This window comes from Rhizobium sp. F40D2 (assembly GCF_051810745.2).
Taxonomy (GTDB): Bacteria; Pseudomonadota; Alphaproteobacteria; order Rhizobiales; family Rhizobiaceae; genus Rhizobium.
Map to the genome: position 1 here is coordinate 2,551,723 of NZ_CM131436.1, position 12,986 is coordinate 2,564,708.

10 protein-coding genes are annotated in these 12,986 nt (G+C 62.9%); 7 read left to right on the forward strand and 3 right to left on the reverse strand.

Annotation, left to right across the window (positions count from 1 at the left end; all coding sequences use genetic code 11):
- Positions 1–12: 12 nt before the first annotated feature.
- From ACS4RS_RS12175 to ACS4RS_RS12195, 5 genes are all read left to right on the forward strand, one after another.
- Positions 13–924: an NAD(P)-binding domain-containing protein gene (locus ACS4RS_RS12175; RefSeq protein WP_439010760.1), complete on the forward strand. Its 912-nt coding sequence runs from the start codon at positions 13–15 to the stop codon at positions 922–924.
- Positions 921–2,705 (forward strand): dihydroxy-acid dehydratase, encoded by a 1,785-nt coding sequence (locus ACS4RS_RS12180; protein ID WP_439010759.1) that lies wholly within the window; start codon positions 921–923, stop codon positions 2,703–2,705. Before ACS4RS_RS12175 ends, ACS4RS_RS12180 begins: the two co-directional genes overlap by 4 nt.
- Before the next feature lie 131 nt (positions 2,706–2,836).
- Complete coding sequence (locus ACS4RS_RS12185; protein WP_439011844.1) at positions 2,837–4,663, forward strand: EAL domain-containing protein; 1,827 nt, start codon at positions 2,837–2,839, stop codon at positions 4,661–4,663.
- A complete protein-coding gene (locus ACS4RS_RS12190) occupies positions 4,660–4,932 on the forward strand; it encodes a hypothetical protein (RefSeq protein ID WP_449313667.1) in 273 nt (90 codons plus the stop codon). Before ACS4RS_RS12185 ends, ACS4RS_RS12190 begins: the two co-directional genes overlap by 4 nt.
- Positions 4,929–5,777 (forward strand): GNAT family N-acetyltransferase, encoded by an 849-nt coding sequence (locus ACS4RS_RS12195; protein ID WP_449313668.1) that lies wholly within the window; start codon positions 4,929–4,931, stop codon positions 5,775–5,777. The genes ACS4RS_RS12190 and ACS4RS_RS12195 overlap by 4 nt, the downstream gene beginning before the upstream one ends.
- On the opposite strand, the gene ACS4RS_RS12200 is transcribed toward ACS4RS_RS12195, so the two are convergent.
- Positions 5,774–6,691 (reverse strand): EamA family transporter, encoded by a 918-nt coding sequence (locus ACS4RS_RS12200; protein WP_439010757.1) that lies wholly within the window; start codon positions 6,689–6,691, stop codon positions 5,774–5,776. The two genes, ACS4RS_RS12195 and ACS4RS_RS12200, sit on opposite strands and share 4 nt — an antisense overlap.
- 191 nt (positions 6,692–6,882) lie before the next feature.
- Between ACS4RS_RS12200 and ACS4RS_RS12205 the strand changes: the two genes are divergently transcribed.
- Positions 6,883–8,181 carry an adenylosuccinate synthase gene (locus tag ACS4RS_RS12205; protein ID WP_449313669.1) on the forward strand — a complete coding sequence of 433 codons (1,299 nt, stop codon included), beginning with the start codon at positions 6,883–6,885 and terminating at the stop codon, positions 8,179–8,181.
- Between the two features lie 60 nt (positions 8,182–8,241).
- Positions 8,242–10,752: a hypothetical protein gene (locus ACS4RS_RS12210; RefSeq protein ID WP_439010756.1), complete on the forward strand. Its 2,511-nt coding sequence runs from the start codon at positions 8,242–8,244 to the stop codon at positions 10,750–10,752.
- A 116-nt stretch (positions 10,753–10,868) separates the two neighbouring features.
- On the opposite strand, the gene rpoH is transcribed toward ACS4RS_RS12210, so the two are convergent.
- Both rpoH and ACS4RS_RS12220 read right to left on the reverse strand, forming a co-directional pair.
- Positions 10,869–11,777: an RNA polymerase sigma factor RpoH gene (gene rpoH / locus ACS4RS_RS12215; protein WP_003566040.1), complete on the reverse strand. Its 909-nt coding sequence runs from the start codon at positions 11,775–11,777 to the stop codon at positions 10,869–10,871.
- A gap of 181 nt (positions 11,778–11,958) precedes the next feature.
- Complete coding sequence (locus ACS4RS_RS12220) at positions 11,959–12,984, reverse strand: RluA family pseudouridine synthase (protein ID WP_439010755.1); 1,026 nt, start codon at positions 12,982–12,984, stop codon at positions 11,959–11,961.
- Between the last annotated feature and the right edge of the window lie 2 nt (positions 12,985–12,986).

Genomic DNA, 12,986 nt, shown 5'->3' on the forward strand with positions numbered 1-12,986 from the left:
TGGGAGGACTGAATGACAGGTTCGAGCAGAGGTCATGACGGCAGGCGGATCGCCTTTCTCGGCACCGGGCTGATGGGGGCACCGATGGCTCGCCGGCTGCTTGGCGCGGGTTTTGCCGTCACCGTCTGGAATCGCGATCGCAGCAAAGCCGAGGCTCTGGCGGGAGACGGCGCGATCTGTGCGGAAACACCCGCGGATGCCGTTTCCGGCGCCGACGTCGTCATCACCATGCTGACCAATGCCGAGGCGGTGAAGGACGTGCTGTTCGACCGCGGAGCGGCCGATGCGATGACATCAGCGGCCACCGTTATCGATATGAGTTCGATCGCCCCGCATTTTGCCCGCGACCATGCTGCCAGGCTTGCCGAGCGCGGCATCGCTCATGTCGATGCGCCGGTTTCCGGCGGCGTCGTCGGCGCCGATGCCGGTACGCTCGCCATCATGGCGGGCGGCGAGAAGGATGTGATCGACGCACTTGCAGATGTCTTTGCGCCGATGGGACGCGTGACCCGCGTCGGTCCAAGCGGGGCTGGCCAGCTTGCCAAGCTTGCCAACCAGCAGATCGTCGCGGTGACGATCGGCGCCGTCGCCGAAGCGATGATGCTGATTGCGGCCGGCGGCGGCTCGCCGGCAGCCTTCCGTGACGCCATTCGCGGCGGCTTTGCCGAGAGCCGTATCCTTGAACTCCACGGCAAACGCATGGTCGAGCGACAGTTTACGCCAGGCGGTTCGTCCAGCAACCAGCTGAAGGATCTGAACGCCGCCATGGAAACGGCCAACGCCCTGTCGCTGACGCTGCCCCTGACTGCAGCGGTACACGCCGAATTCACCGAATTCGTCGCAAACGGCAATGGCGAAAAGGATCATAGCGGCCTGCTGCTGCATCTCGAAGAGAAGAATGCTCTGCCCGGAGGCAAAAGGTGACCGACAGCCATCCTCCGAAGCGGCGCCTGCGTTCGCAGGATTGGTTCGACAATCCCGACCATATCGACATGGCAGCGCTCTATCTCGAGCGTTTCATGAATTACGGCATCACGCCGGAAGAGCTGCGCTCCGGCAAGCCGATCATCGGGATTGCCCAGAGCGGCAGCGATCTTACGCCTTGCAACAGGGTGCATGTCGAGCTTGCCAAGCGCGTGCGCGACGGCATTCGCGATGCCGGCGGCATTCCGATCGAATTTCCGACACATCCGATCTTCGAGAACTGCAAGCGCCCGACGGCGGCACTCGACCGCAATCTTGCCTATCTCGGCCTCGTTGAAATCCTCTATGGCTATCCGCTCGACGGCGTCGTGCTGACGACCGGCTGCGACAAGACCACGCCGTCGGCAATCATGGCGGCGTCGACGGTCGATATTCCGGCGATCGTGCTCTCCGGCGGCCCGATGCTCGACGGCTGGCACGAGGGAGAGCTGGCGGGCTCCGGCACTGTGATCTGGCGGATGCGGCGGAAATATGCGGCAGGCGAGATCGACCGGGAGGAATTCCTGCAAGCAGCGCTCGATTCAGCGCCTTCCGTCGGCCACTGCAATACGATGGGCACGGCTTCGACGATGAATGCGCTCGCCGAGGCGCTCGGACTGTCGCTGACCGGTTGCGGCGCCATTCCGGCTGCCTATCGCGAACGCGGGCAGATGGCCTACCGCACCGGGCGGCGTGCCGTTGAGATCGTCTTCGAGGATCTGAAGCCGTCGGATATCCTGACGCGCGCAGCTTTCCTCAATGCCATCCGCACCAATTCGGCGATCGGCGGCTCGACCAACGCGCAGCCGCATCTGGCGGCGATGGCCAAGCACGCCGGTGTCGAACTTCATCCCGACGACTGGCAGGTGCACGGCTTCGACATCCCGCTACTCGCCAATGTCCAGCCGGCAGGCGCCTATCTCGGCGAGCGTTACCACCGCGCCGGTGGTACGCCGGCGATCATGTGGGAATTGCTGCAGGCCGGAAAGCTGGATGGCGACTGTCATACGGTGACGGGCAGGACGATGGCCGAGAACCTGCAAGGTAAGGAAGCCAGCGACCGCGAGGTTATCCGGCCGTTCGGTGAGCCGCTGAAGGAGCGGGCCGGCTTCCTCGTTCTCAAGGGCAATCTCTTCGATTTCGCCATCATGAAGATGAGCGTGGTCTCGGAGGATTTTCGCCGGCGCTACCTCCAGGAGCCCGGGCGGGAGGGCGTCTTCGAAGGTAAGGCGGTCGTTTTCGACGGGTCGGAAGATTATCACAAGCGCATCAACGATCCTGACCTCGGCATCGATGAGAATACCATTCTCGTCATCCGCGGCGCCGGGCCACTCGGCTGGCCGGGTTCGGCAGAGGTCGTCAATATGCAGCCGCCCGACCATCTTCTGAAGCGCGGCATCAGCAGCCTGCCGACGATCGGCGATGGCCGCCAATCGGGCACGGCCGACAGCCCCTCGATCCTCAACGCCTCGCCGGAGAGTGCGGCCGGCGGCGGCCTAGCCTGGCTTCGCAGCGGCGACATCATCCGCATCGACTTCAACCAAGGGCGCTGCGACATGCTGGTCGACGAGACAGAGATCGAACGGCGCAAGGGTGACGGTATTCCGCCGGTGCCGCCGGATGCGACGCCGTGGCAGCAGATCTACCGCCGCTCGGTCACGCAACTGTCGGACGGCGCGGTTCTGGAAGGGGCGGCGGAATTCCGCCGGATTGCCAAAAACCCGCCGCGGCACAACCACTGATCTCAACGGGGTTGCGGACTGCAAGTCCTTTGATCCAAAAGGGGAAAATCGTAACGGACAGTTCACCTAGTGACTAGTTCGACCATCGGAACAAGGCTTCATTAATGCCGGCCTGAGACGATATTGCAATGATGGAAGCTTCTAAGGCTAAGACCGCGTTGCCAGAAAATAGACCCACACGATACGAACAAGAGTTTCAGGATCTTCTGCGCCGGCTCGAACTCGCTCTCGATGCATCCCGGATCGGTGTCTGGGAGCACAGTATCGCAACGAGCGGGATCTTGTGGGATGCGCAGATGCACCGGCTCTACGAGACCGGCGAGACATGCCGGGAAGTGCCGTCATGGTTATGGTCGAATGCGATTCACCCCGACGACCGCGAGCAAGCCGAACACGACTTCAACCAGGCGATCGCCACTCGGGGCGCTTATAATTCGCAATTTCGGATCGTGCTGCCGAGCGGCGAGATTCGCCATCTGCGGTCACGCGCACATTTCTACGTGGATGCGGAGGGGCTGCCCTCCTTCATCGGCGCCGAATGGGATGTCACCGCCGACGTCCTGCTCAACGCTGAACTCGCGGGCCAGAAGATGGTGGCCGAGGCGAGAGCGCTGGCGCTCGAGGAAAGCAATGCGCGCATCGAGCATGTCGCCGATCACGACTATCTCACCGGCCTGCCGAACCGGCGCCTTCTCGACAAGCGGCTCGCGGAGCTGCCGGCCGACAGGAATATCACGACGCTTAGCGTCCTGCATCTCGACCTCGACCAGTTCAAGCAGATCAACGACAGCCATGGTCATGCCGCAGGCGACGCGGTTCTGAGGGCCGCAGCCCTTCGCATCACTGCCGCCATTCCCGCAGATGGCATGGTCGCCCGCGTCGGCGGCGACGAATTCGTCATCGTACTGGTCAATTTCAGCGATCTCGCCGAATTGAAGCTGATTGCTGACGACCTTCAGCGCCGGCTGCGGAAGAAGATCCGCTTCGGTCAGGAGATGCTGCAATCCGGCGCCTCGATCGGCGTTTCCTGGAGCGGCGATCGGCGGGCGCGCAACCTGCTTGCCGAATCCGATCTAGCGCTCTACCAGGCCAAGAAGCTCGGGCGCAACCGCGTCGAATTCTTCACGCGGCAATTGCAGGAGGATCTGCGTGCCAAGCGTCGCCTCGCCGAAGAGCTGAAGCTCGGGCTGGAGCGCGGCGAGATCGTTCCCTATTATCAGGTGCAGGTCGATGCCAAGACGCGGCAAGTCATCGGCTTCGAGGCCTTGGCCCGCTGGAAACACCCGGCGAAGGGCGTGCTCGCCCCGGGGATATTCCTGAAGATCGCCGACGAGCACGGGCTTGCGGCGGAGATCGATGCGGCGATCCTCAAAAACGTTCTTGAAGACCGGCTGTTCTGGCTGGTGCAGGGCCTTGCGGTTCCGCGCATCGCCGTCAACATCTCGGCGTCGCGCCTTGCCGATCCGACGTTGCTCGGCAAGCTGAGGAAACTCGACATTCCGCCCGGCGTGATCGTCTTCGAACTGGTCGAGACGATTTTTCTCGACGACAGCGACGAAAAACTGCTCGACCATATCGGCGATATCAAACAGTTGGGCATCGACATCGAGATCGATGATTTCGGATCCGGCCATGCCTCGCTCATCGGTCTCGTCAAGCTGCGGCCGAAGCGGCTGAAGATCGACCGGCAGCTCATCGCCGAAGTCGTCAGTTCCGCCGAGCAGCGGCGCGTGGTGGGTTCGATCGTGGAAATCGCCAAGGCGCTCGATGTCGAGGTGATCGCCGAGGGCATCGAGACCGAGGCGCACGCCGTCGTGCTGGCGCAGCTCGGCTGCGATGGCCTGCAGGGTTACGCGTTTGGTTATCCCGCACCGGCGGCCGAGACGGCTCGTCTTTTCTCACCCATGGCGAGCGGGATCGAAAGGCAGAATATGGCGATGGGCGGAACGGCCCGGTGATCCATCAGTGGGGGCAGCTGGCAGGCTTTCGCGGTCGCGGGAAGATAATTGGCGCAAGTAATTTTCTTGAGCTTGCATCGCCATTGTTTCATGCTAATGCGGAAACCAAGCTTTCTGCATTGCATCGAAAAATGATTATACGCGTGGTCAAGATCATGAGCGCGACTTTCCATCATTCGCAGCTGCAATCGGTGAACTGGGGACCTGACAATTGCTTTGCCGTTGCCGGGATGGACTTGCGGGACATTCAATCTGGGAAAGTCGCATGAATTCGGAATTTGCAGTTCGTTCGATGCGGCCCGGCGAACTGGAACTCGTGCTCGAATGGGCGCGTCAGGAGGGCTGGAACCCGGGCCTCGATGATTTGCTTGCATTCCTCGAGGCTGATCCGTCGGGATTTTTCGTCGGCGCCATCGGTGAAGTCCCCGTCGGCTCGATTTCGGTCGTCAAATACGGCGAGAGTTTCGCCTTCCTGGGCCTCTACATCGTTCATCCCGATTTTCGGGGCAAGGGTTACGGCAAGGCGATCTGGGAGACGGGCATTGCCAGTGCGGGGGACCGCACTATCGGCCTCGACGGCGTCGCCGCACAGCGGGACAACTACCGCAAGGCCGGCTTCGAACCAGCCTATTCCACCATTCGCTACGGCGGCGTCGCCACCACCTTGCCTGTCTCGGCGCTTGCCGCGCACCCGGTCATGGATTCGCGTCTCGAAGGCCTGCAGCGTTTTGATTCGGCGATCTTTCCGCAGCCGCGGGATGCCTTCCTTGCTGCCTGGTGCACCGGCCGCAAGGGCCGTCGCTCGGCTGTGGTGCGCAAGAGTGGCAAGATCCGCGGTTACGGCACGATCCGCCGCTGCTACGAGGGTTACAAGATCGGGCCGCTCTTTGCCAACGATGCCGACAGCGCCGCAGCGCTGCTTGCCGAATTGATCCCCGAAGCGAAAGGGGCTGCTGTTTTCATCGATATCCCCGCGGAGAACCATGAGGCGGTGGCACTTGCCGAGGGCCTCGGCCTTCGACCGGTGTTCGAGACGACGCGCATGTATCGCGGACCGGCGCCGGCCACTCCGCTGAAGCACGTCTTCGGCGTGACGACGCTGGAGCTTGGTTAATCCACAGGTGAGGCCGGAACGGTCGGAGCCGAAGCTTTCGGCCGGCCTTTTTCGGCAATCGCGATGCCGCCCAAGGTCAGTGCCAGCGCGGCCATATGGAAGGACTGCAGCCTCTCGCCGATCAGGGCGACGGAGAGCAAAGTTCCGAACACCGGTACGAGATTGATGAACAAGCCGGCGCGATTTGCGCCGATCGCCTCGACACCCTTGATATATAGGATCTGCGCCAGTAGCGATGGGAATGTCGCCGTGTAGAAAGTAATGACCCAGCCGGCCTGATCCGGCCATAGCGCAGCACCCTGGCCGGCTTCCCAAAGGAGCAGCGGCACCGAGGTCAGCATGGCGCCGAGCGCGGGGAATGCCATCAGCGTGCGCCAGTCGACGGGCGGCTTCCAGCGCAGGAAGATGGTGTAGACCGAATAGGCGGCAATGGCGATCAGCATCAGCCCGTCGCCGCGGTTGAGGCTTAGTTGCAGCAGAGTTGCCAGGTCGCCGTGAGCAGCGGTCAATGCGACGCCGATCAGCGTCATGCCGAAGCCGAGACATTGCGCCAGCGAGATGCCGGTGCGGAAGAACAAGAAATTCAACACGAAGATCAGCATTGGGATGCCTGCCTGCTCTATGGCGACATTGATCGCCGTCGTATATTGCACGGCTGAATAAAGCATGGCGTTGAAGAGCGTGTAGCCGATGACGCCGTAGAAGAACAGCAGCGGCAGGTTCTTCCTGGCCACCGGCCAGTCCCTCTTGAGTTGCGGCACCGAGATCAGGGCGATCAGCGCCACGGCGATGAACCAGCGCAGGAAGGTCAGCATCATCGGGCTGATATGCCCGACTGCGAGCTTGCCGGCGACGGAGTTGCCGCCCCAGCAGAGGGTGGCGATAATGAGGCAGATGTAGGCCGTGGCTTGCAAGAGCGTTCTTCCCGTCTTTCCGCGATCGCCAAGCGGCGTTTTGTGACGGGCAATAGCCTGCCGGCTGCTGTTTTGTCACGTAAAAAGCCCAATCTACTGTGACAACAGGGTCGCTTTCCCAAAAACAAAGCTTTATAGATGCGCGGGTTTGAGCAGGTGCGCGGTTTTCCGCCGGTAACAGGAAGAGTTGGATGACGAACGTAGTCGTGGTCGGTTCGCAATGGGGTGACGAAGGCAAGGGCAAGATTGTCGACTGGCTTTCGGAGCGCGCGGATATCGTTGTGCGCTATCAGGGCGGACATAATGCCGGACATACGCTCGTCATCGACGGCACCAGCTACAAGCTGTCGCTGCTGCCCTCCGGCGTCGTCCGTCCGGGCAAAATGGCGGTAATCGGCAACGGCGTCGTCGTCGACCCGCATGCGCTGATCGCCGAGATCGGTCGGCTTGAGGCCCAGGGCGTGACAGTGACGCCTGACAATCTGCAGATCGCCGACAATGCGACGCTCATTCTGTCGCTGCACCGCGAACTCGACGCGATGCGCGAGGATGCGGCGTCGAACAGCGGCACCAAGATCGGCACGACACGCCGCGGCATCGGCCCTGCCTATGAAGACAAGGTCGGCCGCCGCGCCATCCGGGTGATGGATCTGGCCGATCTCGACAGCCTTGCCGGCAAGGTCGACCGCATTCTCACACATCACAATGCGCTTCGCCGCGGCCTCGGTGTCGCTGAAGTCAGCCATCAGACGATCATGGACGAACTGACCTCGATCGCCGATCGGGTGCTGCCGTTCCGTGACACCGTCTGGCTCTTCCTCGACAAGGAGCGCCGCAAGGGCTCCCGCATCCTTTTCGAAGGTGCGCAGGGCAGCCTGCTCGACATCGACCACGGCACCTATCCGTTCGTGACCTCGTCGAACACCGTGGCCGGCCAGGCCGCGGCCGGTTCCGGCATGGGGCCGGGCTCGCTCGGTTATATCCTCGGCATCACCAAGGCCTATACGACGCGTGTCGGCGAAGGCCCGTTCCCGACGGAGCTGAAGGATGCGATCGGCGAATTCCTTGGCGAAAAAGGCCATGAATTCGGCGTGGTGACCGGGCGCAAGCGGCGCTGCGGCTGGTTCGACGCCGCACTCGTGCGTCAATCGATCGCCACCAACGGCATCACGGGTATCGCGCTTACCAAGCTCGACGTGCTCGATGGCCTTGAGGAATTGAAGATCTGCGTCGGTTACATGCTCGACGGCGAACAGATTGATCATCTTCCCGCAAGCCAGGGAGCGCAAGCTAGGGTCGAACCGGTTTATATCACGCTGGAAGGGTGGAAGGAATCGACCGTCGGCGCCCGCAGTTGGGCGGACCTGCCGGCACAGGCGATCAAATATGTTCGCCAGGTCGAAGAGCTGATCGGCGCGCCTGTCGCGCTCCTTTCCACCAGCCCGGAGCGGGATGACACGATACTTGTGACCGATCCGTTTGAGGATTAAGCTCACGGGTCACTGTGGAGGATGGTTCGGTAGGGTGCCGGACTTCTTGAGAAAGTACTGATGGCGGATTTTATTGCAGTTATTCGGCGGGCCGTCGACGGCCTGGCCGAAAATACCCCTGAGATGCGGGTAAAGGTCTACGAACGTGCCCGCGGCGCAGTGCAGCGGCAGCTCGAGAACATGAAGCCGCGTCCGCCGGAAGCCATGCTGCAACGCCAGCTCGAAAAGCTCGAGGCCGCCATCCGCGAAGTGGAAGGCGAACACGGCGAGGCGCTGCCGCTCGATGAGCCGGTTGCCGCCGCCGTCGCGCCGGAATTCGCCGAAGAACAAGCGGTTCACGACGAAGCCGAACCGGCGCCCGCACCGGAGACGACCGTCGAGGAGCCGGTCTACGAAGCCTCTGCGGAACCGCAGGCGGTTGAGGCCGCCGCCGTGCCGGATCACGTAGAAGGTGCCGCGCCGCAGGAGCCCCAGGAGGAGCTCGCGGACGAGGAACCTCTCTCCGAGGAAGCACTCAGCCTCCCCACGGCCGTTGCGGCCGAAGCCACCGCTCCCGCGCAGGCAGAGACACCGGCTCCTGCCGAAACATACTGGCATCCCTCGCATGAAGAGGAAGGGCCGGCCGAGGAATGGCATTCAGGCGAGCGACGCGACATCGCTGCCGAGGCTTGGCCCGCAGATGACGAGCGCTGGGAGACGCCTGCCGGGCATCGCAACGAAGAAGCCGACGAATATCATGCTGACGAGCAGCATCCCACGGAAGGGACCGCGCCCGAACCCGCGGCGGTGGAAAGCGCGGAAGCCGTGGAGGCTTACGAACCCGTCGCGCCGCTCGAGTCGATCACACGTGGCATAGAGCATGCATCCAACCGGCTGGTGGAGCCGGTCGCTGATTTTGCTCGCCCGCAGGAATTCGTCGAGCACAGCCGCGAGGAGCCGCTGCAGGCTGACGCGGCTGCCCATTTCGATCCCGTCTGGACCGAGCCCGCCGCCGAGACGCCGGCTCCGGCGCCGAAGGATGCGGAGACCGAATGGGCAGAAGAGGAACTCCGGCAGTATTCGCAGACGGCGCCGGTCACCCCGGATACCTCGGCGCGCGCCTTCGAGGAGGTGATATCGAGCCTCGAAAAAGTGGCACCCGCGGCAGTTATGCCGGCGGCCAAGGAAAGTTTCTCCTGGGAGACCGCAGTCTTCGACGATCTGCCGCCGATCGAGGCAGACAGCAACAAGAAGGCGGCGCCGGTCGCCTCGCATTTCGACGATGTCGATATCTTCGCGGAAGTGCACAACGGCAAGCCGGCGGCCGCCGGCGGCGCGCCGAGCGAGGACTGGCGCGAGGCGAAGGCGCTGCGCGGCTACGACCGCCGCGGCTCTGTCGCGGCCGACGACGATGACACCAATCCGGCGATGGATATCGACCAGATGGTCGCTTCCAAGCTGCAGGGCAAGAGTTTCCGGATGGAGCCGAAGCGTCGCCGCTTCGGCATCGGCACCGTGATCACTCTCATCTTCGCGCTTCTCTTGATCGGCGGCGGCGCTTATGCCGGCTGGATGAACAGAGAGGCGCTGGTGGCCATGGTCGACGGGCTCGTCAGTTCGGCACCGTCGCAGGCCACCAGGAACGAGGCGGCGACACCGCCTGCCGGCTCAGCAGCGCCTGCCGAGCCGAACGCGACGACGCCGGCCCAGCCGACCACGCCGGGCGCGCAGAATACGCCAGCGGCGCCGGCTCAGCCGAACCAGAACCCGCAGGTGGCGTCAATGAACAATGACGGCGCCGCGGCCAATTCGAAATTCACCCAGCGGCTGCTGACCGATGGGACCGAGGTCGACAGCGGACCGGCGACGGTGCCGGGAACGCCGACCGCGGAAGGAAAGTCGGTCGCCGAGCAGAATGTCGCGGCAGCGGACACGCCGCCGCCGGCGACCGCGCAGGGCGATGTCGCACCGGCCGAAACGCCGACTCCGAACGGCCCGGCAGCATCGCCGCAGCAAACCGCTCCCGTCGGCTCGTCGCAAAAGATGTTCCTCTATGAGGAGCGCATCGGCCAAAGCTCCCCGACGGCGATCGAAGGGTCGGTGGTCTGGAGCGTGCAGCACGAGGCCGGCCAGGACGGCCGGCAGGAGGCGACGGTGCAGGGCAACGTCACCGTGCCGGAGCGCAATCTCTCGGCTCTTGTTACCTTCAAACGCAATTCCGATCCGTCGCTGCCGGCAAGCCATCTCGTCGAGATCGTCTTCTCGCTGCCGCCGAATTTCGAAGGCGGCAGCATCGACAGCGTCCAGCGCATCTCGATGAAGCGTACCGAGCAGGACCGCGGCGACGCGCTGATCGCGGTTCCGGCCAAGATCACCGACGATTTCCACATGATCGCGCTCAACGACTATCCCGATGCGCGCAAGGCCAATCTCGACCTGATGTCGACCCGAAGCTGGATCGATATCCCCGTCACCTACCGCAACGGCCGCCGCGCGCTGCTGACGATGGAAAAGGGCAATACGGGAACGGATGCCTTCAATACCGCCATCAAGGAATGGACCGCGCTCGGGGACGTGTCGACGAGCCAGTGACGACTGGCCGTAATTCGCACTCTCGACCTTTGACGGGGTGTCGAGGTTGCGAAGAGGAAAGAAACAGAAAGGCGGGCCGCAAGGACCCGCCTTTTCAATTTTCACACGAGCTAGGTTTATGCTGTTGCTTCGACGACGCGGACGGCCTTGGCGCGTTCCTGGGCTTCCTTGCGGACAGCGTCCTGCACCTTTTCGAAAGCGCGAACCTCGATTTGGCGGACGCGTTCGCGGCTGATGTCGAACTCTGTCGACAGGTCTTCTAGCGTCACCGGATCCTCGGCGAGGCGGCGAGCCTCGAAGATACGGCGTTCGCGCTCGTTCAGCACGCTCATCGCTTTCGCCAGCATGCGCCGGCGGGTGTCGAGCTCGTCCTGTTCGATCAGCACGTCTTCCTGGCTGTCATGGTCGTCCACCAGCCAATCCTGCCATTGGCCGCTGTCGCCTTCGGCTGCCTTGATCGGCGCGTTCAGCGAGGCGTCCCCGGACAGGCGGCGGTTCATCGAAATGACCTCCTCCTCCGAGACTTTCAGCTTGGTGGCGATTTCGGAGACGTGCTCAGGCTTCAGGTCGCCGTCATCGATCGCCTGGATACGCCCTTTCAGCCGGCGCAGGTTGAAGAACAGGCGCTTCTGGTTGGCGGTCGTGCCCATTTTCACGAGCGACCACGAACGCAGAATATATTCCTGGATCGAGGCTTTGATCCACCACATGGCGTAGGTGGCAAGGCGGAAGCCGCGCTCGGCATCGAACTTCTTGACGGCCTGCATCAGGCCGACATTGCCCTCGGACACGACTTCGCCGATCGGCAGGCCATAGCCGCGATAACCCATTGCGATCTTCGCGACGAGGCGAAGATGGCTGGTGACGAGCTTGTGGGCGGCGTCGCGATCGCCATGCTCGGCATAACGCTTGGCGAGCATGTATTCCTGCTGCGGCTCGAGCATCGGGAACTTGCGGATTTCGTCGAGGTAACGATTGAGACCGGCTTCGCCGGCGGTAATGGACGGCAAGGTATTTCGGGCCATAGTGCACCCTCCTAAAGTGAATTCCAGTTCCCGTTGGAAACGCGTCCTCGCGTTAAAAATGGCAAACCGGGACGTGCGGCTCTACTGCGAGCCCGCACTAAGTCAATATACAGATAAGTGTGGCGAAACAGCGGTTCAAGATGCCGCTCACGCAGCTGTGAGAGGGGCGGAGACGACGCCTCTATCCTCGCAATGCCTCGACCAGTTCCACCATATCATCCGGTAGCGGCACTTCGAAATGCATGATTTCGCCGGTGCGGGGATGCTCAAACTGCAACATGAAAGCATGCAGCGCCTGGCGGTTAAAACCGTTGACGACCTTGCGGATTTCCTCGGGCAGGCGGTTGGCCTTGGTCTTGAAGCCGGCGCCATAAACCGTGTCGCCGAGCAGCGGATGGCCGATATGGGCCATATGCACACGGATCTGGTGGGTACGGCCGGTTTCGAGGTGGCACTCGACCAGCGAAGCAAGCGCCGTCGCGTCCGGGTTCTCTTGGAAGCGCTCGATCACCTCATAATGGGTGATCGCCTCGTCGGCGTCATGACTGTCGGGGCGCTTGACGGCGCGGCGCGTGCGATCGCCGGTGGCGCGGCCGAGCGGCGCGTCGACCGTGCCCGTCAGTGAGCGGGGCCGGCCCCAGACGACCGCCTGATAGGCCCGCTCCAGCGGCATGGTGCGGCCATGATCGGCAAACTGGAGCGAGAGGTGGCGATGGGCAATGTCGTTCTTGGCGACGACCATGACCCCTGTCGTGTCCTTGTCGAGCCGGTGGACGATGCCCGGACGACGCACGCCGCCGATGCCGGACAGCGTATCGCCGCAGTGATGGATCAGCGCGTTGACCAGCGTCCCCGTCCAGTTGCCGGAGCCGGGATGGACGACGAGACCGGAAGGCTTGGAGATGACGATGAGGTCTTCATCCTCATGGAGGATATCGAGCGGGATATCCTCGCCCAGCGGCGTCGGGTCTTCCGGCTCGGGCAGGGTGATCTCGAAACTATCGCCGTTGCGCACCTTGCGCTGTGGATCGGTGACGGGCTCGCCGCGCAGAAAAACCTGGCCATCCTTGATCAGCGCCTTGATGCGGCTGCGCGAAAATTCCTCGCCGACCTGCGCCGTCAGCCAGGCGTCGAGCCGGCCTTCCGCAGTTTCATCGGCGGTCAGGACTTTTCTATTGCCGGCTGCTTGTTTAAAGGGGTCGCTCAAGA